Source organism: Pseudomonas sp. TWP3-1 (genome assembly GCF_049896625.1).
Taxonomy (GTDB): domain Bacteria; phylum Pseudomonadota; class Gammaproteobacteria; order Pseudomonadales; family Pseudomonadaceae; genus Aquipseudomonas.
The window spans coordinates 236,041-258,259 of the sequence record NZ_JAFCUQ010000003.1; the positions used below are offsets into that span (position 1 = coordinate 236,041).

Annotated in this window: 21 protein-coding genes; 8 read left to right on the top strand and 13 right to left on the bottom strand. The window is 59.8% G+C overall.

Features of this window, described 5'->3' with window-relative positions:
- Window positions 1–52 precede the first annotated feature (52 nt).
- The 4 genes from ACP7BN_RS06375 to mreB all read right to left on the bottom strand — a co-directional run bounded on the left by ACP7BN_RS06375 (window position 53) and on the right by mreB (window position 3,469).
- Window positions 53–649, bottom strand: coding sequence for a Maf family protein (locus ACP7BN_RS06375; protein WP_426202545.1), 597 nt, complete (start codon window positions 647–649; stop codon window positions 53–55).
- A gap of 43 nt (window positions 650–692) precedes the next feature.
- Window positions 693–1,184: a rod shape-determining protein MreD gene (mreD, locus tag ACP7BN_RS06380; RefSeq protein WP_420647615.1), complete on the bottom strand. Its 492-nt coding sequence runs from the start codon at window positions 1,182–1,184 to the stop codon at window positions 693–695.
- Entirely contained in the window at window positions 1,184–2,290 is a 1,107-nt protein-coding gene (mreC, locus tag ACP7BN_RS06385) for a rod shape-determining protein MreC (protein ID WP_426202732.1), read from the bottom strand. The genes mreD and mreC overlap by 1 nt, the downstream gene beginning before the upstream one ends.
- A 141-nt stretch (window positions 2,291–2,431) precedes the next feature.
- Entirely contained in the window at window positions 2,432–3,469 is a 1,038-nt protein-coding gene (mreB, locus tag ACP7BN_RS06390) for a rod shape-determining protein MreB (protein WP_002555108.1), read from the bottom strand.
- A gap of 211 nt (window positions 3,470–3,680) precedes the next feature.
- Between mreB and gatC the strand changes: the two genes are divergently transcribed.
- From gatC to ACP7BN_RS06420, 6 genes are all read left to right on the top strand, one after another.
- Window positions 3,681–3,968, top strand: coding sequence for an Asp-tRNA(Asn)/Glu-tRNA(Gln) amidotransferase subunit GatC (gene gatC / locus ACP7BN_RS06395; RefSeq protein ID WP_007976465.1), 288 nt, complete (start codon window positions 3,681–3,683; stop codon window positions 3,966–3,968).
- Window positions 3,969–3,984: 16 nt separating this feature from the next.
- Window positions 3,985–5,436: an Asp-tRNA(Asn)/Glu-tRNA(Gln) amidotransferase subunit GatA gene (gene gatA, locus ACP7BN_RS06400; RefSeq protein WP_426202548.1), complete on the top strand. Its 1,452-nt coding sequence runs from the start codon at window positions 3,985–3,987 to the stop codon at window positions 5,434–5,436.
- 10 nt (window positions 5,437–5,446) lie between these two features.
- Complete coding sequence (gene gatB, locus ACP7BN_RS06405) at window positions 5,447–6,892, top strand: Asp-tRNA(Asn)/Glu-tRNA(Gln) amidotransferase subunit GatB (protein WP_426202550.1); 1,446 nt, start codon at window positions 5,447–5,449, stop codon at window positions 6,890–6,892.
- Between the two features lie 188 nt (window positions 6,893–7,080).
- Window positions 7,081–7,452, top strand: coding sequence for a septal ring lytic transglycosylase RlpA family protein (locus ACP7BN_RS06410; protein WP_420647612.1), 372 nt, complete (start codon window positions 7,081–7,083; stop codon window positions 7,450–7,452).
- Window positions 7,453–7,498: 46 nt separating this feature from the next.
- The gene (locus ACP7BN_RS06415; RefSeq protein ID WP_426202552.1) at window positions 7,499–8,560 is read left to right on the top strand and encodes a calcium/sodium antiporter; all 1,062 of its coding nucleotides are present in this window, start codon (window positions 7,499–7,501) and stop codon (window positions 8,558–8,560) included.
- Window positions 8,557–8,937, top strand: a complete 381-nt coding sequence (locus ACP7BN_RS06420) for a carboxymuconolactone decarboxylase family protein (RefSeq protein ID WP_426202554.1) — start codon at window positions 8,557–8,559, stop codon at window positions 8,935–8,937. The genes ACP7BN_RS06415 and ACP7BN_RS06420 overlap by 4 nt, the downstream gene beginning before the upstream one ends.
- A 135-nt stretch (window positions 8,938–9,072) precedes the next feature.
- Here the strand turns inward: ACP7BN_RS06420 and ACP7BN_RS06425 are convergent, their stop codons facing one another.
- The 5 genes from ACP7BN_RS06425 to kdgD form a co-directional block, all read right to left on the bottom strand.
- Entirely contained in the window at window positions 9,073–10,014 is a 942-nt protein-coding gene (locus tag ACP7BN_RS06425; RefSeq protein ID WP_426202556.1) for an AEC family transporter, read from the bottom strand.
- 268 nt (window positions 10,015–10,282) lie between these two features.
- Window positions 10,283–11,836, bottom strand: coding sequence for a galactarate dehydratase (gene garD / locus ACP7BN_RS06430; protein WP_426202558.1), 1,554 nt, complete (start codon window positions 11,834–11,836; stop codon window positions 10,283–10,285).
- 11 nt (window positions 11,837–11,847) lie between these two features.
- Window positions 11,848–13,212, bottom strand: a complete 1,365-nt coding sequence (locus ACP7BN_RS06435) for an MFS transporter (protein WP_420647607.1) — start codon at window positions 13,210–13,212, stop codon at window positions 11,848–11,850.
- A gap of 100 nt (window positions 13,213–13,312) precedes the next feature.
- Complete coding sequence (locus ACP7BN_RS06440) at window positions 13,313–14,758, bottom strand: aldehyde dehydrogenase family protein (RefSeq protein ID WP_426202560.1); 1,446 nt, start codon at window positions 14,756–14,758, stop codon at window positions 13,313–13,315.
- Window positions 14,759–14,817: 59 nt separating this feature from the next.
- Entirely contained in the window at window positions 14,818–15,729 is a 912-nt protein-coding gene (gene kdgD / locus ACP7BN_RS06445; protein ID WP_420647605.1) for a 5-dehydro-4-deoxyglucarate dehydratase, read from the bottom strand.
- Window positions 15,730–15,977: 248 nt separating this feature from the next.
- Here kdgD and ACP7BN_RS06450 point away from each other — a divergent pair, with 248 nt between their 5' ends.
- Together ACP7BN_RS06450 and ACP7BN_RS06455 are read left to right on the top strand one after the other, a co-directional pair.
- Window positions 15,978–16,352 carry a hypothetical protein gene (locus tag ACP7BN_RS06450; protein ID WP_426202562.1) on the top strand — a complete coding sequence of 125 codons (375 nt, stop codon included), beginning with the start codon at window positions 15,978–15,980 and terminating at the stop codon, window positions 16,350–16,352.
- Between the two features lie 205 nt (window positions 16,353–16,557).
- Window positions 16,558–16,896 carry a hypothetical protein gene (locus ACP7BN_RS06455; protein ID WP_426202564.1) on the top strand — a complete coding sequence of 113 codons (339 nt, stop codon included), beginning with the start codon at window positions 16,558–16,560 and terminating at the stop codon, window positions 16,894–16,896.
- Between the two features lie 56 nt (window positions 16,897–16,952).
- Here the strand turns inward: ACP7BN_RS06455 and ACP7BN_RS06460 are convergent, their stop codons facing one another.
- From ACP7BN_RS06460 to ACP7BN_RS06475, 4 genes are all read right to left on the bottom strand, one after another.
- The gene (locus tag ACP7BN_RS06460; protein ID WP_426202566.1) at window positions 16,953–17,699 is read right to left on the bottom strand and encodes a FadR/GntR family transcriptional regulator; all 747 of its coding nucleotides are present in this window, start codon (window positions 17,697–17,699) and stop codon (window positions 16,953–16,955) included.
- A gap of 205 nt (window positions 17,700–17,904) precedes the next feature.
- Window positions 17,905–19,632: an ABC transporter ATP-binding protein/permease gene (locus ACP7BN_RS06465; RefSeq protein ID WP_426202568.1), complete on the bottom strand. Its 1,728-nt coding sequence runs from the start codon at window positions 19,630–19,632 to the stop codon at window positions 17,905–17,907.
- Window positions 19,633–19,728: 96 nt separating this feature from the next.
- Window positions 19,729–20,289, bottom strand: coding sequence for a response regulator transcription factor (locus ACP7BN_RS06470; protein ID WP_426202569.1), 561 nt, complete (start codon window positions 20,287–20,289; stop codon window positions 19,729–19,731).
- Complete coding sequence (locus ACP7BN_RS06475) at window positions 20,282–21,550, bottom strand: ATP-binding protein (protein ID WP_426202571.1); 1,269 nt, start codon at window positions 21,548–21,550, stop codon at window positions 20,282–20,284. Before ACP7BN_RS06475 ends, ACP7BN_RS06470 begins: the two co-directional genes overlap by 8 nt.
- Between the last annotated feature and the right edge of the window lie 669 nt (window positions 21,551–22,219).

Below are 22,219 nucleotides of genomic sequence, written 5' to 3' on the forward strand. Positions count from 1 at the left end.
GTCTCGTTCAGGCGTGTTCACGATAATGGCCGCATCTTGATCCGCGCACCGCTTACGGCGCGCTCAGGGGTTGCCAACAGGGTATGCCGAAATGGCCGAGCAGTTCTGCGCTTTCGCATATCGGCAAACCCACCACCGCCGAATAGCTGCCGTTGAGCCCGGCGACAAACACCGCACCGAGGCCCTGAATGCCATAACCGCCGGCCTTGTCTCGAGGCTCGCCACTGGCCCAGTAGGCGGCAGCTTCCTCACGGCTGATCGGCCGGAAGCGCACCAGACTGCGTACCACTCGTGATTCGCAACGCGCGCCGTCGAGCAGAGCGATTGCGGTCAGCACTTCATGCTCTTGGCCGGACAACATCATCAGCATGGCGCATGCATCGGCTTCGTCCACCGGTTTGCCAAGAATTTTGCCGTCGAGCACCACGGCGGTGTCTGCGCCCAACACCACGCAATCTGCATCAGCGACCAGCGTGCGCCGTCCGGCCTCGGCCTTGCCGCGCGCCAGACGCTCGACATAGGCGGCAGGGGCTTCGTTGGCTTGTGCGGTTTCATCGATGTCCGCGCTGACGGCGGTGAACGGCACGCCGATCTGCGTGAGCAATTCACGTCGACGCGGCGAGCCGGAGGCGAGGTAGAGCGACTTCATCAAGACATCTCCCTGTCGAGGTGCGGGCACATGCCTGACCGAGTTAATTGATTTTGTACCGCCGGCGCAATCCACGCAGAGCGAAGCTGACCCACGGCCAGAGCAAGGCGCTGACCAGTGCCGGCAACACCAGTGCCAGCGTTGGCTGACGGTTGCCGGTCAAGGCGCTGAGCCACAACTGCACCAACTGCGCGAGGCCGAAGATCACCAGGATCACCAGGCATTGCTGCCACATCGGGAACATCCGCAAGCGCTGCTGCAAGGACAGCACGAGGAAGGTAATCAGCGTCAGGATCAAGGCGTTCTGCCCAAGCAGCGTGCCGTACAGCACGTCTTCGGCCAGCCCCAGACAAAACGCTGTGACCATGCCGACCGTGTGCGGCATGTACAGCGCCCAGAAGGTCAGCAGTAACGCCAGCCACAGCGGGCGCAGGATTTCCATGAATTGCGGCAGCGGCGAGACGCTGAGCAGCATGCCGATGGCAAACGTCAGCCAGACTATCCAGCCGTTTCGGGAGGCTTTGACACCGACCATTATTCTCGTCCCCCGGTAGTAGCAGGCGCTGTGACTGGCGGTTTGGCCGGTGGTTTGCTGGCCGCAGGTGGTTTGGCCGCAGCCGGTTTCGCGACAGGTTTGGCTGGCGTGGTGCTGGCCGGTGCGGCGGCGGGTGCCGGTTCTGCGGCAGGAACGGCCGGAGCAGTAGCGGTCGCTGGCATGACCAACGGTTTCGGCACAGTCGCCGGCAACATTGGACCACCGCCATGGGCATCCAGCGCTTCTTGCGCCTGTGCCGCATCATTGGCGCGCTCTTCGGCAGTGCGCGAGTCGCTGAACACCAGGAGCAAGTAGCGGCTGCGGTTCAATGCGGCAGTCGGCACGGCACGCACTATCGCGAACGGCTGGCCGGAATCGTGAATCACTTCCTTGACCGTCGCCACCGGGTAACCCGCCGGGAAGCGCTGGCCGAGACCGGAGCTGACCAGCAGATCGCCTTCTTTGATGTCAGCGGTATCGGCAACGTGGCGCAACTCCAGGCGTTCCGGATTACCGGTGCCGCTGGCAATCGCACGCAGACCGTTACGGTTCACCTGCACCGGAATGCTGTGAGTGGTGTCGGTCAGCAGCAATACACGCGAGGTGTAGGGCATCAACTCGACCACCTGCCCCATCAAGCCACGGGCATCGAGCACCGGCTGACCGAGCACCACGCCATCGCGCTCACCTTTGTTGATGATGATGCGATGGGTGAACGGATTCGGGTCCATGCCGATCAACTCGGCCACTTCGACCTTCTCGTTGACCAGCGCGGAGGAATTGAGCAACTCACGCAGCCGAACGTTCTGCTCGGTAAGGGCCGCAAGCTTTTGCAAGCGCCCCTGCAACAGCAGGTTTTCGGTCTTGAGTTTTTCGTTGTCAGCGACAAGTTCGGTGCGACTGCCAAACTGACTGGCCACACCTTCCCAGAGACGACCGGGCAGATCAGTGATCCAGTAGGCATCCATCAACACCAGCGACGCTTGGCTGCGTGCAGGTTTGAGCAGATTGAAGCGGGCATCGACCACCATCAATGCGACCGATAGCACGGCCAGCACCAACAAGCGCACGCCCAGTGAGGGGCCTTTGGCGAAAAGCGGTTTAATAAGCCGCTCCTCCCAGGCAAATGTTCTGTTTATTCATACGGCATCAAACCGGCCTGGATGAAGACTGACAGAAGATAAACGCCAACAGGCAGCACTGCAAAGTGCTGCCTGCGCGCTCACCCACGTATTGCAATCCGCGACTTATTCGCTGGAGAGCAGGTCCATGGTGTGCTTATCCATCATTTCCAGTGCACGGCCACCACCGCGAGCAACACAGGTCAGCGGATCTTCGGCAACGATCACCGGCAGACCGGTTTCCTGCGCCAGCAGCTTGTCGAGGTCACGCAGCAGCGCGCCACCACCGGTCAGCACCAGGCCACGCTCGGCGATGTCGGAAGCCAGTTCCGGCGGCGATTGCTCCAGCGCGCTTTTCACGGCCTGAACGATAGTGGCCAGGGACTCTTGCAGAGCTTCCAGCACTTCGTTGGAGTTCAGGGTGAATGCGCGTGGAACGCCTTCGGCCAGGTTGCGACCGCGAACGTCGACTTCGCGAACTTCACCGCCCGGGTAGGCAGTACCGATTTCCTGCTTGATGCGCTCGGCAGTGGATTCGCCGATCAGGCTGCCGTAGTTGCGACGCACATAAGTGATGATCGCTTCGTCGAAGCGGTCGCCGCCAACGCGTACGGATTCGGCGTAGACCACGCCGTTCAGGGAGATCAGCGCGATTTCGGTAGTACCACCACCGATATCCACGACCATCGAGCCGCGTGCTTCTTCAACCGGCAGGCCGGCACCGATCGCAGCAGCCATCGGCTCTTCGATCAGGAACACTTCACGCGCACCGGCACCAAGGGCCGATTCACGGATGGCACGACGCTCAACCTGAGTGGATTTGCACGGAACGCAGATCAGCACACGAGGGCTAGGCTGCAGAAAACTGTTTTCGTGAACCTTGTTGATAAAGTATTGCAGCATCTTTTCGCAGACGCTGAAATCGGCGATCACGCCGTCTTTCATCGGACGAATGGCAGCAATGTTGCCCGGCGTACGTCCGAGCATGCGCTTGGCTTCAGTGCCGACAGCGACGACACTTTTCTGATTACCGTGTGTCCGAATGGCCACAACCGATGGCTCATTCAGGACGATACCGCGCTCGCGCACGTAAATAAGGGTGTTGGCAGTGCCCAGGTCAATGGAAAGATCGCTGGAAAACATGCCACGCAGTTTCTTGAACATGGGAAAGGGACCCTAGGCAACGCGTGGGTAAAAAAGTGCGGCAAACTCTAACAACGACAGGGATTTTGGGCAAGGCGCCAATATGTTAAATTGGCCGCTTTTCTGTGCACCAAGCCCCACAATCGCGGCCGTATGACCGTAGAAGTGCGGTAGTGTTCCGACAATCTAACACACGGACGCCGTCCGTTCTGTTTTCCACTGGAGAATCCCGATGGCACTAGAACGCTCCGACGTGGAAAAAATCGCGCATTTGGCCTGCCTTGGCCTGAATGATGCCGATCTTCCGCACATCACCTCGGCCCTCAACAGCATTCTCGGTCTGGTCGACGAAATGCAGGCTGTTAATACCGACGGTATCGAGCCATTGGCCCACCCGCTGGAAGCCAGTCAGCGTTTGCGCGCTGACGTCGTGACCGAGACGAATAATCGCGAGGCCTATCAGTCCATCGCACCAGCGGTCGAAAACGGCCTGTACCTGGTTCCGAAAGTCATCGACTAAAGGGAAAGAGCCTGCAATGCATCAAATGACTCTGGCCGAGATCGCCCGCGGTCTCGCCGATAAAAAGTTTTCTTCCGAAGAGCTGACCAAAGTCCTGCTGGCGCGTATTACCCAGCTCGATCCGCAGCTCAACAGTTTCATCAGCCTTACCGAAGAGCTGGCCCTCGAGCAGGCGAAAGCCGCCGATGCGCGCCGGGCCAACGGTGAGAGCGGCGCGCTGCTGGGTGCGCCGATCGCCCACAAGGATCTGTTCTGCACCAAGGGTATTCGCACCAGTTGCGGCTCGAAGATGCTCGACAACTTCAAGGCGCCGTACGATGCCACCGTGGTCGCCAAACTGGCGGCTGCCGGCGCTGTGACGCTCGGCAAGACCAACATGGACGAATTCGCCATGGGTTCGGCCAACGAGTCGAGCTACTACGGCGCGGTGAAAAACCCGTGGAACCTCGAGCATGTGCCCGGCGGTTCGTCCGGTGGTTCGGCTGCCGCGGTTGCCGCGCGCCTGTTGCCGGCCGCGACTGCGACCGACACTGGCGGTTCGATTCGCCAACCGGCTGCGTTCACCAACCTGACCGGCCTGAAACCGACCTACGGTCGTGTTTCGCGCTGGGGCATGATTGCCTACGCTTCCAGCCTCGATCAGGGCGGCCCTCTGGCGCGCACTGCCGAAGACTGCGCAATTTTGTTGCAGGGTATGGCTGGCTTCGATCAGAACGACTCCACCAGCATCGATGAACCCGTGCCGGACTACACCGCAGGCCTGAATGGCTCGCTGCAAGGCCTGCGCATCGGCGTGCCGAAGGAATACTTCGGCGCCGGTCTCGACCCGCGCATCGCCGAGCTGATCCAGAACAGCATCAAAGAGCTGCAGAAGCTCGGTGCCGTGATCAAGGAAATCAGCCTGCCGAACATGCAGCACGCGATTCCCGCGTATTACGTGATCGCGCCAGCAGAGGCCTCTTCGAACCTGTCGCGTTTCGACGGCGTGCGCTTCGGCCATCGCTGCGAACAGCCGAAAAACCTCGAAGACCTGTACAAGCGCTCCCGTGGCGAAGGTTTCGGGCCTGAAGTACAACGCCGGATCATGGTTGGTGCCTACGCGCTGTCCGCCGGTTACTACGACGCCTACTACCTGAAAGCGCAGAAGATCCGTCGTCTGGTGAAGAACGATTTCATGACTGCCTTCAATGAAGTCGACATCATCCTCGGCCCGACCACGCCCAACCCGGCGTGGAAACTTGGCGCGAAGAACAGCGACCCGGTCGCGGCCTATCTGGAAGACGTCTACACCATCACCGCCAACCTCGCGGGCCTGCCGGGTCTGTCGATGCCGGCCGGTTTCGTCGACGGTCTGCCGGTCGGCGTGCAACTGCTCGCTCCGTATTTCCAGGAAGGTCGCCTGTTGAACGTTGCCCACCAGTATCAGTTGAACACTGACTGGCACACCCGCACCCCAACCGGCTTCTGAGGAGACACACATGCAATGGGAAGTCGTGATCGGGCTGGAGATTCATACCCAGCTCACCACCCGGTCGAAAATCTTTTCCGGTAGTTCCACCACCTTCGGTTCCGAGCCGAACACCCAGGCCAGCCTGATCGATCTGGGCATGCCCGGCGTGTTGCCAGTGCTCAACCAGGAAGCAGTGCGCATGGCGGTGATGTTCGGTCTGGCGGTTGACGCCGAGATCGGTCAGCACAACGTGTTCGCGCGTAAAAACTACTTCTATCCGGACCTGCCCAAGGGCTACCAGATCAGCCAGATGGAATTGCCGATCGTCGGCAAGGGCTATATGGACATCGCGCTGGAAGACGGCACGGTAAAACGTGTGGGCATCACCCGCGCGCATCTGGAAGAAGACGCCGGCAAAAGCCTGCACGAAGAATTCAACGGTGCCACCGGCATCGACCTGAACCGTGCCGGCACGCCGCTGCTGGAAATCGTTTCCGAGCCGGACATGCGCAGCGCCAAGGAAGCCGTGGCTTACGTCAAGGCGATGCACGCGTTGGTACGTTATCTGGGCATCTGCGACGGCAACATGGCCGAAGGCTCGCTGCGTTGCGACTGCAACGTGTCGATCCGTCCGAAAGGCCAGGTTGAATTCGGCACGCGCTGCGAGATCAAGAACGTCAACTCGTTCCGTTTCATCGAGAAGGCGATCAACTCCGAGATCCAGCGCCAGATCGACCTGATCGAAGACGGCGGCAAAGTGATCCAGCAGACGCGTCTGTACGATCCGAACAAGGACGAAACCCGTCCGATGCGTTCGAAAGAGGAAGCCAACGACTACCGTTACTTCCCCGATCCGGACCTGTTGCCGGTCATCATCGAAGACTCGTTCCTCGACGAGGTGCGCGCCACCCTGCCGGAATTGCCACCGCAGAAACGCGAGCGCTTCCAGAGCGAATTCGGCCTCTCGGCCTACGACGCCAACGTGCTGGCCACCAGCCGTGAGCAAGCCGACTACTTCGAGAAAGTCGCGAGCATCGGTGGCGACGCCAAGCTGGCGGCGAACTGGGTGATGGTCGAGTTGGGCAGCCTGCTCAACAAGCAAGGCCTGGACATCGAGCAGTCGCCGGTTTCCGCCGAGCAACTGGGCGGCATGTTGCAGCGCATCAAGGACAACACCATCTCCGGCAAGATCGCCAAAGTGGTGTTCGAAGCGATGGCCAATGGCGAAGGCCACGCGGACGAGATCATCGACAAGCGCGGCTTGAAGCAAGTCACCGACAGCGGCGCGATCTCGGCGGTGCTGGACGAAATGCTCGCGGCCAACGCCGAGCAGGTCGAACAATACCGCGCGGCAGACGAAGCCAAACGCGGCAAGATGTTCGGCTTCTTCGTCGGCCAGGCCATGAAAGCCTCCAAAGGCAAGGCCAACCCGCAACAGGTCAACGAACTGCTGAAAAGCAAGCTCGAAGGCTGATAAGGATGGAGCCAGCCAACAAGACTGGCTTGATCCCCTGTGGCGAGGGAGCTTGCTCCCGCTCGGCCGCGAAGCGGTCGCAAAACCGGACGGTGCATTTTTTCAATGAATGCGCTGTCCGATTTGGGTCTGCTGCGCAGACCAGCGGGAGCAAGCTCCCTCGCCACAATTATTTCAGGAGCCTTTGAATGAAGCGTCTGCTTATCAGCTGCGCCCTGCTCTCCCTGCTAGCCGGTTGCACCAGCACCGGTATCATTGACCCGCACGGTTACGACCAGACCGGCGTCGCCTCCTACTACGGAGCCAAACACCATGGTAAACGCACCGCCAGCGGCGAAGCGTTCAACCAGAATTCCCTGACCGCCGCCCACCGCCAGCTACCCTTCGGCACGCGGGTGAAGATCACCAACCTGAAAAACGCTGAATCGGTCGTAGTGCGTATCAACGACCGAGGCCCGCACACCCGTGGCCGCTTGATCGATGTTTCGCGCGCGGCGGCCGACCGACTCGGCATGCTGCGCAGCGGCACCGCACGGGTTCGTGTGCAGGCCCTCGACTGATGGAGCACCGACTATTTTCGGACTAACCGACCTGCCTCTGATCAGCGTGATCGAATTGCTCAGCGGCCTGCTGTTGCTGATCGTCGGCGCCGAATTGATGGTGCGTGCCGCCGTACGTCTGGCTGAGCGCTTGCATGTGCGACCGCTGATCATCGGCCTGACCATCGTCGCCCTCGGCAGCAGCGCCCCGCAAATGGCGGTCAGCCTGCAAGCCGCGCTGGCGCACAACCCCGACATCGCCGTCGGCAGCGTAGTCGGCAGCAGCATCTTCAATATCCTTGTGACCCTTGGTCTGTCGGCACTGATCATTCCGTTGCGCGTGTCGCGGCAACTGGTGCGTCTCGATATTCCCCTGATGATCGGCGCCAGTCTGCTGGTGTTTTTATTGGCGTGGAATGAAGAGATTGGACGCTTCGACGGCGTCCTGTTGCTCGGCGCATTGGCGCTGTATCTCGGCCTGTTATTGCGCCAGTCGCGACACTCGACACGTCCGCACTCCGAACAACCGCAGGGGCCGCAAGCCTCGTGGTTCACCAGCCTGCTGATGATTGTCGGCGGATTGGCGATGCTGGTATTCGGCGGGCATTTGCTGCTCGGCGCGGCGGTGGTGGTGGCGACAGATCTGGGATTCTCCGAGCGGGTGATCGGCCTGACCGTAGTCGCCGTCGGCACCTCGCTGCCGGAACTCGCCACCTCGCTGATCGCCGCATTGCGCGGGCAGCGGGATATCGCCGTGGGCAACGTGATCGGCGCGAATCTGTTCAATCTGCTTGGGGTATTGGGCGTCACTGCGCTGATCGCGCCGATGCCGCTTTCAGTGTCGCCGAATGCGCTGGATTTCGACCTGCCGGTGATGCTCGGTGTCGCGATACTGTGCCTGCCAGTGTTCTACGCCGGCTACCGCGTGACCCGCGCCGAAGGCCTGTTGCTGCTGAGTTTGTATCTGGTTTACGGGCTGCACGTGGTGTCGTTCACCACCGGCATGCCGCTGGCCGGCAAGCTCGAACGGCTGATGCTGTTTTATGTTCTGCCGCCGCTGCTGGCGTTTCTGCTGTTCACGTCAGTGCGCGCCTGGCGCCGTCAACACCACAAGAAGGATGTGCCATGAGCGAAGTGAAGAAGTCCGGAGTTGAAGTCCGTCGCCAGGTGATGGGCGATGTGTTCGTTGATCGCGCCTTGGGCAACGCCACCGAGTTCACCCAGCCGCTGCAGGATTTCGTCAACGAACATGCGTGGGGTGGTGTGTGGAATCGCGAAGGGTTGCCGCTGAAGACGCGCAGCCTGATCACCCTCGCCGCGCTGACCGCGCTCAAGTGCCCGCAAGAGTTGAAGGGCCACGTGCGTGGCGCGTTGAACAATGGCTGCACGGTCGAAGAAATCCGCGAGGCGCTGCTGCATTGCGCGGTGTATGCGGGCGTGCCGGCGGCGATTGATGCGTTTCGCGCGGCGCAGGAAGTGATCGACACTTACCAGAAACCTGAGTGACCTTCCGGGCCTCATCGCGGGCAAGCCCGCTCCCACAGGTTTTTCAGTTGTTAATCAAATTTCATCAACACTGAGATCCCTGTGGGAGCGGGCTTGCCCGCGATGAGGCCGGAAAAATCACCGAAAATCCTTCAGTCAGATCCACCCGCCCCACTGCAAAATGAAGATCCCGACGTTGGTGGTGACCGCCGCCATCAGCGTGGTCAGCACGATAATCGCCGCCGCCAGTTCATGATTGCCTTGCGCCGCCCGCGCCATGACAAAACTCGCCGCAGCGGTCGGGCTGCCGAAGTACAGAAACAGAATCCCCAACTCCGCGCCGCGAAAGCCCCACACCCACGCGCCGGCGGTGGCCAATATCGGCAAACCGATCATCTTCACCAGACTCGAACTGAGCGCCATGTTGCCGCTCTTGCGCAACGCCGCCAGCGACAGCGTGCCGCCAATGCAAATCAGCGCCAGCGGCAAAGTGGTTTGCGCCAGATACTGGCCGGAGGTTTCCAGCCACCCAGGCAAACCAATCTTGAAATAGGCAAACGGTGCCGCCGCAATCACGCTGATGATCAACGGATTGCTGAACACGCTTTTGCAGATGCTCCACGGGTCGGACTTGATCACCGGGCTGTACACCGCCAGCACGATGGTCGAGAGCGTGTTGTAAAACAGGATCACCAGCGCCGCGAGAATCGCCCCGAGCGAAATCCCGTAGTCGCCGTACATGCTCGCCGCCAGCGCCAGACCAATCACACCGTTGTTGCCGCGAAACGCGCCTTGGGTATAAATGCCGCGATCTTCACGCGGGCATTTGAAAATCGCCCAGCCCCACGCCAAGGCGAAACTCACCAGCGTCGCAATCGAGAAGTAGATCAGCAGCGCCGGTTGCAGCGCGGCGTGCAGATCGGCATGCAGGATGCCGAGAAACAGCAGTGCCGGCATGGTCACGTTGAACACCAGCGACGAGGCGGTGTGGATGAAGTTGTCGTTGATCCAGTCGATGCGCTTGAGCAGCACACCGAGAAACAGCATGGCAAACACCGGCGCGGTGATGTTCAGGGTTTCGAGGAAGATTGCCAGCATGCCGGGGAGCCTTGGGTGAGCGTAGTCAGGGGGCAATGATAAAGCAAAAGCCCCTCACCCTAGCCCTCTCCCGGAGGGAGAGGGGACCGATCGGGGGATATTCAAAAAATCCACCGACCTGAAATGACATCTTTGAATCCACAATCGACTCGGTCTTTCAGGTCGATGTATTGCGCAAGACTACTCGGTCGGCCCCCTCTCCCCCCGGGCGGTCCGACGTTTCGGGAGGGCTGGGGTGAGGGTAGCTTTTGACCTCCCCCCAAAACCATCAAGTAATCGGCGCCGGATTAAACAACGTTATGTCATTAAACAACTTGTGCTTCTCCGCCCAAGTCTGCTGCCGACCACTCGCCACATCCAGGTAGTAGTGAAACAACTCCCAGCCCAACTCCTCGATAGTCGCGCGCCCGGTCGCAATCCGCCCGGCATCAATGTCGATCAGATCCGGCCAACGCTGCGCCAGTTCAGTCCGGGTCGAAACCTTGACCACCGGCGCCATCGCCAACCCGTAAGGCGTACCACGCCCTGTAGTGAACACATGCAGATTCATCCCCGCCGCCAACTGCAACGTGCCGCAGACAAAATCACTCGCCGGCGTCGCGCAGAAGATCAGCCCCTTCTGCTTGAAACGCTCGCCGGGGCCAAGCACGCCGTTGATCGCACTGCTGCCGGATTTGACGATCGAGCCCAACGACTTCTCGACAATGTTCGACAACCCGCCCTTCTTGTTGCCCGGCGTGGTGTTGGCGCTGCGATCCGCTTCGCCCTTGGCCAGGTAACGGTCGTACCAGTCCATTTCGCGCACCAGCTCTCTAGCCACGGTTTCGGTCTGGGCGCGTGAGGTCAGCAGGTAAATCGCATCGCGGACTTCGGTGACTTCGGAAAACATCACCGTCGCCCCCGCACGCAACAGTAAGTCCGAGGCATAACCCAGCGCGGGGTTGGCGGTGATCCCGGAAAACGCATCGCTGCCGCCGCACTGCATGCCGAGAATCAACTCCGACGCAGGCACGGTTTCGCGACGACGCTGGTCGAGTTTCTTCAGGCGAGTTTCGGCTAACGCCATGATCTGCTCAATCATCTCGGTGAAACCGTGGCTGGAATCCTGCAAGCGATACAGCCACGGCTCGCTGAGATCCACCGACGCATCGTCCTCATGCATCACCTGCGCGGCCTGCAATTTCTCGCAGCCCAGACCGATCACCAGCGCCTCGCCACCCAGGTTCGGGTTGCGCGCCAGATTGCGCACGGTGCGGATCGGGATGTAAGCATCGGTGGCGGTAATCGCCACGCCGCAACCGTAGCTGTGGGTCAGCGCCACCACGTCATCGACGTGCGGGTACTTCGGCAGCAGCTCATCCTTGATGCGTTTGACCGCGTGATCGAGCACGCCGGTGACGCACTGCACGGTGGTGGTGATCCCGAGAATGTTGCGCGTGCCGACGGTGCCGTCGGCGTTGCGGTAACCCTCGAACGTGAAGCCTTCCAGCGGCTCAGGCGCGGCCGGCACTTCGGTGGACAGCGGCAAGCTGTCCAGCGGCGGTGCGGTCGGCATGCGCAGTTGATCTTCCTTGACCCAACTGCCACGGGGAATCGGCTGCAATGCATAGCCGATTACTTGGCCGTAGCGAATCACCGTGCCGCCCTCGGGAATATCCACGAGCGTGACCTTGTGGCTCTGTGGCACAAAATCCACCGTCACCAGGCCATCGGCGAATTCAGTGCCCGCAGGCACACCCTGGTCGTTGACCACTACCACTACGTTGTCCCGCTCGTGCAGGCGGATGTAGCGCGGCGAGTCGGAATGTTCAATCAACTGCATGACGCCGCTCCTCAGGAATGCGCTTGAGACAATTTACCGCTGGCTTCAATACCGCCAGTGGTTGGTGGCTCTTTGAGTACCACGCGTTTGATCGGGCCGACGATCACCAGATAGCTGAACACCGCGACCAGTGCGTTGGCACCGACGAACACCAAGGCCCATTTGAACGAACCGGTGGAGCTGATGATGTAGCCGATGACGATTGGCGTGGTGATCGAAGCGATGTTGCCGAAGGTGTTGAACAAGCCGCCACTCAGACCGGCGATCTGTTTTGGCGAAGTGTCGGAAACCACTGCCCAACCGAGCGCGCCAACGCCTTTGCCGAAGAAGGCCAGGGCCATGAAACCGACCACCATCCATTCCACGTCAACATAGTTGCAGGCGACGATGCTGCTGGAAACCAGCAGGCCAGCGATGATCGGTGCCTTGCGGGCGAAGGTCAGCGAATGACCTTTGCGCAGCAGGTAATCGGAAATCACCCCGCCGAGCACGCCACCGATGAAGCCGCAGATCGCCGGCAACGAAGCGATGAAACCGGCCTTGAGGATGGTCATGCCGCGTTCCTGCACCAGATACACCGGGAACCAGGTCAGGAAGAAATAGGTGATGCCGTTGATGCAGTATTGGCCCAGATACACGCCGAGCATCATGCGATTGGTCAGCAACTGGCGGATGTAATCCCACTTCGGACCGTCGGATTTTTTGCCGCGCTGGTCCATGTCGACCATGCCGCCGTTGTCGGCGATGTGCTTGAACTCAGCATCGTTGATACGCGGGTGTTCACGTGGGCTGTGGATAACCTTGAGCCAGATCAGCGAGAAGATGATGCCGAGGATACCCATGACGATGAACACGTGCTCCCAACCGAAGGAGTAGACGATCCAGCCCATCAGCGGTGCGAACAACACGGTGGCGAAGTACTGCGCCGAGTTGAAGATCGCCGAAGCGGTGCCGCGCTCAGCAGTCGGGAACCAGGCTGCAACAATGCGGGCGTTGCCGGGGAAGGATGGCGCTTCGGCCAGGCCCACCAGAAAGCGCAGCATGAACAGCGCAACAATTGCCGTGGACATGCCGAACTCACCGACGAAGCCTTGCAGCACGGTGAACAGCGACCAGGTGAAAATGCTCAGGGCATAGACTTTTTTCGAGCCGAACCGATCAAGCAGCCAGCCACCGGGAATTTGCCCGGCCACGTAGGCCCAACCGAATGCGGAGAAGATATAGCCGAGGGTGACCGCGTCGATGCCGAGGTCTTTTTGCAGGCTGGAACCGGCGATCGCGATGGTGGCGCGGTCGGCGTAGTTGATCGTGGTCACCAGAAACAGCATGAGCAGGATCAAATAGCGGACGTGAGTCGGCTTTTGAGTTGGTTGCATGTAGATGTACTCCCACTGATTATTTTTATGCGCGGGTGAATCTTCTTTGGTGTTGCTTGTGTGGGAGCTGGCCTGCCAGCTCCCACAGGTATTGCTTCTATCAGGAGCCGATGTAGGCGGTTTTCACCACGGTGTAGAACTCTTGCGCATAGCGGCCCTGCTCGCGGGAGCCATAGGATGAGCCTTTACGGCCACCGAATGGAACGTGGTAATCGACGCCAGCGGTCGGCAGGTTGACCATCACCATCCCGGCCTGCGAGTGACGTTTGAAGTGGTTGGCGTACTTCAGCGACGTGGTGGCGATGCCGGCCGACAGACCGAATTCGGTGTCGTTGGCCATCGCCAATGCTGCGTCGTAATCAGCCACCCGCACGATGTTGGCCACCGGGCCGAAAATCTCTTCGCGGCTGATGCGCATCGACGCTTCGCTGTCGGCAAACAACGTTGGCGCGAGGTAGTAACCCTCGGTGTCGCAGGTCACCAGACCGCCGCCGCTGACCAGACGCGCACCTTCGGACTGGCCGATGTCGATGTACTTCATGTCCTGTTCCAGTTGCGCTTGCGAGACCACCGGACCGATGTCGGTGCCAGCCTTCAGCGCGTGGCCGACCTTGATCGACTTCATGCGCTCGGCCATCGCTTCAACGAACTTGTCGTGAATCCCGGCAGTGACGATCAAACGGCTCGACGCGGTGCAGCGCTGACCGGTGGAGTAGAACGCGCTCTGTACCGAGAGCTCGACCGCTTGCTTGAGGTCGGCGTCATCGAGAATGATCTGCGGGTTCTTGCCGCCCATTTCCAGCTGAACCTTGGCCTGGCGCGACACGCAGTTGACGGCGATCTGACGACCGACTCCGACGGAGCCAGTGAAGCTGATGCCATCGACTTTCGGGCTGTTGACCAGTGCTTCGCCAACCACGCGCCCGCTGCCCATCACCAGGTTGAACACGCCGGCCGGGAAGCCTGCGCGCGAGATGATTTCGGCCAGCGCCCAGGCGCAACCCGGTACCAGATCGGCCGGCTTCAATACCACGCAGTTGCCGTAAGCCAGAGCCGGGGCGATTTTCCACGATGGAATGGCAATCGGGAAATTCCACGGGGTGATCAGACCGACCACGCCGAGGGCTTCACGGGTGACTTCAACGTTGACACCCGGACGCACCGACGGCACGTAATCGCCCGACAGACGCAGGCATTCACCGGCGAAGAACTTGAAAATATTGCCGGCACGGGTCACTTCGCCAATGGCTTCAGGCAGGGTCTTGCCCTCCTCCCGAGCCAGCAAGGTGCCGAGTTCTTCGCGGCGGGCGAGGATCTCGCTGCCGACTTTATCCAGCGAATCGTGACGGGCCTGAATGCCCGAAGTCGACCACGCCGGAAACGCAGCGCGAGCGGCTTCGATGGCCGCGTTGACCTGAGCCAGATCAGCCTTGGCGTAATCACCAATGGTATCGCTCAGCTCGGACGGGTTGATGTTGGCCGAGTAATCGGAGCCGGCGACCCATTCACCGTTGATGTAGTTGTCGTAGCGTTTTGAATCAGTCACGGAAATCGCTCCTCACGCAAAAGGCCGCTGATTGCTCAGCGGCCTTATCTATAGAGTTGTTATTGCGCACCTTGCTTGTCGATCAGCGCAGCGAGCATTTCGTACTCTTCGCCAGTCAGATCGGTCAGCGGCGCCCGCACCGGGCCTGCGTCATAGCCGGCAATTTTTGCCCCGGCCTTGACGATGCTCACGGCATAGCCGGATTTGCGGTTGCGGATGTCGAGGTACGGCAGGAAGAAGTCGTCGATGATCTTGCCGACGGTGGCGTGATCTTCGCGGGCAATGGCGTGGTAGAAATCCATCGCGGTTTTCGGAATGAAATTGAACACCGCCGACGAGTAGACCGGCACGCCCAGTGCCTTGTAGGCAGCGGCATACACTTCTGCGGTCGGTAAGCCGCCGAGGTAGCTGAAGCGATCACCGAGGCGACGACGGATCGACACCATCAATTCGATATCGCCCAGACCGTCCTTGTAACCGATCAGGTTCGGGCAGCGCTCGGCCAGACGTTCCAGCAACGGCGCGGTCAGGCGGCAGACGTTGCGGTTGTAAACCACCACACCGATCTTCACCGACTTGCACACGGCTTCAACGTGGGCGGCAACCCCGTCCTGGCTGGCTTCGGTCAGGTAGTGCGGCAGCAGCAACAGACCTTTGGCGCCCAGACGCTCGGCTTCCTGAGCGTATTCAATGGCCTGGCGGGTCGAACCGCCAACGCCGGCGAGAATCGGCACGCTGGTTTCGCAGGTGTCGACGGCAGTCTTGATGATTTCCGAATATTCGCTGGCAGCCAGGGAGAAGAACTCGCCAGTACCACCGGCAGCGAACAGCGCCGAAGCACCGTACGGGGCCAGCCACTCCAGACGTTTGATGTAGCCAGCGCGGTTGAAATCGCCCTGCGCATTGAAATCGGTCACCGGAAACGACAGCAGGCCGGCGGAGAGGATGGACTTCAGTTCTTGTGGATTCATTATTCGAACACCCTGGTAGCAACGTTTTTTTGTGATTGGATCGTTCAGCTATTCGCCGAGGTTGTAGGTCATCGTACAACTTAAATGATAACCGTCAACTGCATTTCATCGTTGGGCGTGAATTTTGTCGGACAAGAATCGGGAAATACCCGGTCATGATCGCGTCGAGCACCGCGCGAAATCGCCGGGTAACGTACGACGACTGCCGCGAAGGATCGCGGTAGAGCTATCAAGGAGAGTTATTCGACATGACGTTCGCCATCGCACAATTGCCGCAATTTCCCGACCACGCAGCTGATGTGGTCACGGTGCAGCTTTCGAGTCTGGGCGAGGATTTGATCGTCCGCGTCCCGGATGATCAGGACACGCCGTCGAACTGGGAGGTCTACCCGATTCTGGGTGCAGATCCGGATGAGCCAGATTGGCAAGGCTCGTCGGAACCGACGGGCCTGTGGAGTGATGAGCTGGAAGATATGGTCAGCGCAATGGAGATCGAACTGCGCATCCCCAAAACCGAGTTGGAAAAACACCTGAACACGACCGTGGAGCTGCGCTACAAATTCGCCGATGAGTCGAGCCTGGAGCCATGTTCAGAACCGTTGAAACTGCAAATCCAGGCCTGAAGTCTGCGCGGGCCTGATCTTTTAACGGCTCGCCGGACGTTCTCCAGTCGCGAACACCGTTCGTCGGGACTGTTATTTCTAACAGTGTCCCGCGCATTGCTGCCCCAGCGTAAATGGCTCAGGAGTTAACGAACCGGCTCCGTTGGCGCGAGCTCAGCCGTGTGCCATTCAAATGGTTTGATTCATTTCCAAAAGGATTTTGATCATGTCTTTACATCCACCATTGTTCCCGGCACTTGTAGATGAAAACGGGATTTGGGTTCTCGCTGTTGGCAAAGCGAACGACCCAGAACAGGTGCGGGTTGCCCCCTACTTTGGCGCCCAACCAGGAGACGTCGTCAAACTGATTCTTCAAACTGCGGCTCGTGAATGGAGTCATCAGCAACCTGCAGCGCAAAATGCAGACACCGTTTTCGATATCCCAAAAGCCGAGTTTATCGATGGGCTTGCCGCCGGGACTGCTGCCGACTTGCAATACACCATTACACGAAGTTCCGGCAACTCAGAGACATCTTTAGATCTGAAATTCGGGTTGAGAGCTTAAAGCCTGGTCAAGGCCGAGGTGGCATCTTGGCTGGAAGCCGTTTTAAGCAGTCTCAGTCAACCCTGCGCCTGCGCCTCTTCATGCGCCTGACGCAGCCGTTCGCGGCTGTTGGTCAGGTGCAGGCGCATGGCCGCGCGGGCTGCATCGGAATCCTGCCGCGCGATAGCCTCGTAGATTTCTTCGTGCTCGCGGCTCAGGCGACTCATGTAGTGCTGCTGATCGTCATGCGCCAGGCGCGCGGAGTTCAGACGGGTGCGCGGAATGATGCTGGTGCCGAGGTGGGTCATGATGTCGGTGAAGTAGCGGTTGCCGGTCGACAGGGCGATTTCCAGATGGAAAGCGAAGTCGGAGGCCACCGCATCGCTGGCATGAGCCACGCTGTCATTCAACGCATCGAGGGCGGCGCGCATGGTTGCCAGTTGCTCCGGGCTGCGGCGCTGCGCAGCAAGGCCTGCGGACTCGACCTCAAGGCTGATGCGTAATTCGAGAATCGCCAGCACATCACGCAGGGTCACCACGGTCGCCGGGTCGATGCGAAACCCGCTTGGGCTCGGCGTGTCGAGCACAAAAGTGCCGATGCCGTGGCGAGTTTCCACCTGGCCCGCCGCCTGCAAACGCGAAATCGCCTCACGCACTACGGTGCGGCTGACGCCTTGGGCTTCCATGATCGCCGACTCGGTGGGCAACTTGTCGCCACGCTTGAGCAAGCCGTCGCGGATCTGCTCGGTCAGCACCGTTACCAGTTCCTGAGCCAGACTGCGGCGCTTGCGCGGGAGGCGCGGGGTGTCGATCAGGTTTTCCATGGTGTGCGTTTGTCTCAAAGTTCGGCTTGGTTGCCATCATAGCTCAAGCAGGTTGTACGATCACTTTCCGCCGTACTTGTCCTCCTGTGGGAGCTGCGGTGCGACGATTCGACTTGCCAGCGATGAGGCCCTATCAGTAAACCAACAAGTCGACTGTTCGGACGCCATCGCTGGCAAGCCAGCTCCCACAGGTATTGCGTGATAATCAGGCAGTCACGGCCTGTTCTACCAAGTGCCCGTTCTCGATCCGCACATGCCGTGGATGGAAGCGCTTCAAGCTACTGCGATGGCCGACGCTGACGATGCTCAGCCCCGGCAACTCATCGATCAGCGCCTGATACAACGTCGCTTCATCTTCCTCATCCATCGCCGAAGTCGCTTCATCCATATACAGCCAATGTGGCGCGTAAAGCAGGGCGCGAGCGAAGGCCAAACGTTGTTGTTCGCCCGGCGAGAGCATGCGTTGCCAGTGATTGGCTTCATCCAGACGCGCAATCAGATGCGGCAAGCGGCAGGTTTCCAGCACTTGTGCATAACGTTCTGGCGCGTAAGTATCGCCCGGCTGTGGATAACTCAACGCCTCGCGCAGGGTGCCGATCGGCAGATAGGGTTTTTGCGGCAGGAACAGATATCGCGCCGCCGGCAGACGAATATTGCCGTGGCCCGCCGGCCATAAATGGCCCATCGCTCTGAGCAGCGTGGACTTGCCGCTACCGGAACGACCGCTGAGCATCACCCGCTCACCCGGCTCCACAGTCATGTCGGCATTGGTCAGCAGATGACGGCCGTCGGCCAGGTCCAGCCCAAGGTTGTGCACCTGCAATTCGCTGCCCTGATTCTGCACATCGATGGCCGGCGTGCGCTCCTCGTTATCCGTCATGGCCTGACGGAAACTCAGCAAACGATCACACGTGGCGCGCCACTCGGCGAGATCCGCATAAGCGCTGATGAACCAGCTGAAGTTCTCCTGCACATTGCCGAACGCCGAGTTGATTTGCATCAGCTCGCCCAGTTCGATCTTGCCGGCCAGATAACGCGGCCCGGCAACGATAAACGGGAAGATGATCGCAATCTGCGAGTAACCGGAAGTAAAAAACGTCAGGCGCTTGGACACGCGCATGATGTCCCAGAAGTTGTGCCAGACCAGTCCGAAGCGGTTGCTCAAGCGACGGTTTTCGTTTGGCTCGCCGTTGTACAGCGCAATGCTCTCGGCGTTTTCACGCACCCGGACCATGGAGAAACGCAGGTCGGCTTCGTAGCGTTGCTGGTTGTTGTTCAGACCGATCAGGCGCCGGCCGATCAAGTGCGTCAGCCAACTGCCGACCGCCGCATACAACAATGCACACCAGAACATGTAACCGGGAATGGTGAACCCGAACACCTCAATCGTGCCGGAAACGCCCCACAGAATGATCGAGAAAGACACCAGACTCACGACCGTGCGAATCAGCCCCAAACCCAGACCCAAGGTGTTGGCCGTGAATTTGTTGAGGTCTTCGGAAATCCGCTGGTCAGGGTTATCGGTGTAGCCGCCCTGCTCCATCTGGTAGTAATTCTTGTGCCCGAGCCAACGGGCGAAATGGTTTTCGGTCAGCCAGGCCCGCCAGCGAATCGTCAGCATCTGCGTCAAGTACAAGCGGTACACCGCGCCGAGGATACCCACCGCCGCGATCCCGCAGAAATACAGAATCAACTGCCAAAACGCCGCTTCATCCTTCTTTTGCAGGGCGTTGTAGAAATCCTTGTACCAACTGTTGATCCACACCGAAATGCCGACGCTGAACAGCGACAGCGCAATCACCGCTATCAGCAAAACCCAGGCCTTGCCCTTCTCTTCACTACGCCAGTACGGGGTGATCATCGCCCACACTTTACGAAAAAACTGGCCGCGCACAGTATCGTTGACCGCGGAATATTCAGCGTTCTGATTCATGGAAAAGGCTCGATAAAGAAATCAACAGACACGCACCGATCATAGATGATCGGTGCGATTTATCGCGAGAGCTGGCGATAGTCGTTCAGCGCAGGTTCAGCGACGAACCGGGCGCTTCTGCAGTTTGCGCTGCAGGGTGCGGCGATGCATGCCCAAGGCGCGGGCAGTGGCGGAGATGTTGCCTTCGTGTTCAGTCAGTACGCGCTGGATGTGTTCCCATTGCAAGCGATCGACCGACATCGGGTTTTCCGGCACCAGCGTGTCGAGGTCGGCGTGCTCGGAGAGCAGCGCTGCCAGCACGTCATCGGCATCCGCCGGTTTGCACAGATAATTGCAGGCGCCGCGCTTGATCGCTTCGACCGCGGTGGCAATGCTCGAGTAACCGGTGAGGATCACCACGCGCATTTCCGGGTCCAGCTCGAGCAACTTCGGCAGCAATACCAGGCCGGAATCGCCGTCCATTTTCAGGTCGAGCGCGGCGTAATCCGGGATATCGGCCAGAGCGATGGTCAGGCCTTCCTCGGCGGAACCGGCGGTGCTCACGCGAAAGCCACGACGGGCCATGGCTCGAGCCATCACGCGGGTGAAAGTTGCGTCGTCGTCGACCAGCAGCAAATGCGGCAGCTCTTCGCCTTCTACTTGGATCTCGTCACTCATGTTGGTCTCCTCGGGCGCCGTGGGGCAGGCGCAGCTCGGTGAGCGTGCCGCCTTCCTCATGACTATAGAGTTTCACTGAGCCGCCGGCGCGTGTCACGCTGGCCTTGCTCAAAAACAGGCCCAGGCCGAAACCTTTGCCCTTCGTGGTAAAAAACGGTTTGCCAATCTGTTCGGCAATGGCCAGCGGTACACCGGCACCGTGATCGCGAATGCTGATGGTCAGGTCTTCGGCGTTCCAGTCGAGCGTCACCTGGAGGTTTTCCGGGCAGGCGTCGGCGGCGTTATTCAGCAGATTCAGCAGCGCCTGGGTCAGATCCGGCGGCGGCGCCATGCGCGGCACCGTGCCCTGACCGAGACGCTGGAAGCGATAACTGGCCTCCGGACGCATCAGGTGCCAGCGGTTCAGCGCTTCGTCGAGCCAGTCGGTGACGTCCTGCATGTCCACCGCCAGACGCCGGTTGGCCTCAGCGGCGCGTACCAGTTGCTGCAAGGTTTCCTTGCACGCCTTGACCTGATCCTGCAGCACCTTGAGATCATCCTGCAACAGTGGATCGTGGTGATCCTGCTGCATCTCTCTGAGCAACACACTCATGGTTGCCAGCGGCGTACCCAGCTCATGTGCAGCGCCAGCGGCTTGCGTTGCGACGGCGAGTAACTGCTGGTCACGCAGGCCTTCTTCACGACGGATTGCACGTAATTCTTCCTGACGGCGCAGCTCTTCGGCCATGCGTGCGGCGAAGAAGGTGATTACAGCAGCGGCAAGCGCGAAGCTCAGCCACATCCCGTAGGTCTGCAAATTCTCCCGGGCGATGGGGAAAGTATCCAGCGGAAACGGGTAGAAGCGCGCCAGCAACAAGGTGTACAGCGCCAGCGCGATCCCGGACAGAATCACCGAATAGCGCCATGGCAACGTCACGGCGGCGATGGTCAACGGCACCAGATAATAGGAAACGAACGGGTTGGTCGAACCGCCGGAGAAATACAGCAGCGCACTGTGGATAAACAAGTCACAGGCCAGTTGCAGCGCGTATTCCAGCTCGGTTACCGGCCACGAAGTGCGCAGGCGCACGGCGGTGAACACGCAGAGCAGCGTCGAGCAGCCGAGCGTCATCGCCAGTTGCACCCACGGCAATGGCAACAGTTCCAGCCAGTAGGCAATGCCCACCGAACCGGCCTGCGCGGCGAGCACCAGCGTGCGGATGAAAGTCAGCCGCCAGAGGTTCTGGCGAGTGGCGGAAGTCAGTTGAACGGGGGCGAGCATGAGCTCTCCTGATGAGCGCTCCAGGCGGATCGCACGGAGTATAACCAAGCAGCGGGCTCGAGAGGCGAAAGTGCGGCAAACGACCACATGGCAGAAAGATCGGCGGCGTCTATAAGAACCCCATCGCCAGCAGGCTGGCTCCAGAGAATGCTTATAAACTGTTGGAGGTGCCTGCTGGCGATTGGCCGCGCAGCGACCACCGCGATTGCACAGGGAGATGATGCGCAGACAATCGGCATCTGTTATCGATCGCCGGTTTACTCGATCAGTCTGCAACCGATTCCGTAGGTGTTTCGACTGATCAACGTCTGGACGTAACTCCATGCGTCCACCTCTGCCCCATAGGGGCAACCGACCTGGTAGTTACTGAGGTAAATCCAAAACGCATGATCTCCGTTGCGCTCCTGTCGTCTGACGTCATAACCTCGTCTTCGAGCAACCACCTTTCCTTGTTCGGTCATGATCAACTTCCTTATTTATGGTTGAACGTTTTGAAGCCGACAGTCAGGTCCGACTTTCGATCATGCTCAATCAGCCGAGGAAATATTTCTACTGTCAGATCTGACAGGCACCCCGCCTCCTCCGACCAACGGCAACCCCTGATCATCTGTATAGAAGTTGTAACTGGGCGAACCGGATCATTAAAGCTAGAGTCTGATGGTTCACGCA

Bases quoted from the DNA above. Each gene is read 5' to 3' on its own strand.
- ACP7BN_RS06420 (WP_426202554.1), top strand. From the start codon at position 8,557: ATGAGCGAAGTGAAGAAGTCCGGAGTTGAAGTCCGTCGCCAGGTGATG.
- ACP7BN_RS06465 (WP_426202568.1), bottom strand. From the start codon at position 19,632: ATGAATCAGAACGCTGAATATTCCGCGGTCAACGATACTGTGCGCGGC.
- ACP7BN_RS06450 (WP_426202562.1), top strand. From the start codon at position 15,978: ATGACGTTCGCCATCGCACAATTGCCGCAATTTCCCGACCACGCAGCT.
- ACP7BN_RS06410 (WP_420647612.1), top strand. From the start codon at position 7,081: ATGAAGCGTCTGCTTATCAGCTGCGCCCTGCTCTCCCTGCTAGCCGGT.
- ACP7BN_RS06475 (WP_426202571.1), bottom strand. From the start codon at position 21,550: ATGCTCGCCCCCGTTCAACTGACTTCCGCCACTCGCCAGAACCTCTGG.
- mreB (WP_002555108.1), bottom strand. From the start codon at position 3,469: ATGTTCAAGAAACTGCGTGGCATGTTTTCCAGCGATCTTTCCATTGAC.
- gatC (WP_007976465.1), top strand. From the start codon at position 3,681: ATGGCACTAGAACGCTCCGACGTGGAAAAAATCGCGCATTTGGCCTGC.
- ACP7BN_RS06460 (WP_426202566.1), bottom strand. From the start codon at position 17,699: ATGGAAAACCTGATCGACACCCCGCGCCTCCCGCGCAAGCGCCGCAGT.
- ACP7BN_RS06455 (WP_426202564.1), top strand. From the start codon at position 16,558: ATGTCTTTACATCCACCATTGTTCCCGGCACTTGTAGATGAAAACGGG.
- ACP7BN_RS06425 (WP_426202556.1), bottom strand. From the start codon at position 10,014: ATGCTGGCAATCTTCCTCGAAACCCTGAACATCACCGCGCCGGTGTTT.
- gatB (WP_426202550.1), top strand. From the start codon at position 5,447: ATGCAATGGGAAGTCGTGATCGGGCTGGAGATTCATACCCAGCTCACC.
- kdgD (WP_420647605.1), bottom strand. From the start codon at position 15,729: ATGAATCCACAAGAACTGAAGTCCATCCTCTCCGCCGGCCTGCTGTCG.
- garD (WP_426202558.1), bottom strand. From the start codon at position 11,836: ATGCAGTTGATTGAACATTCCGACTCGCCGCGCTACATCCGCCTGCAC.
- gatA (WP_426202548.1), top strand. From the start codon at position 3,985: ATGCATCAAATGACTCTGGCCGAGATCGCCCGCGGTCTCGCCGATAAA.
- ACP7BN_RS06470 (WP_426202569.1), bottom strand. From the start codon at position 20,289: ATGAGTGACGAGATCCAAGTAGAAGGCGAAGAGCTGCCGCATTTGCTG.
- ACP7BN_RS06375 (WP_426202545.1), bottom strand. From the start codon at position 649: ATGAAGTCGCTCTACCTCGCCTCCGGCTCGCCGCGTCGACGTGAATTG.
- ACP7BN_RS06435 (WP_420647607.1), bottom strand. From the start codon at position 13,212: ATGCAACCAACTCAAAAGCCGACTCACGTCCGCTATTTGATCCTGCTC.
- mreD (WP_420647615.1), bottom strand. From the start codon at position 1,184: ATGGTCGGTGTCAAAGCCTCCCGAAACGGCTGGATAGTCTGGCTGACG.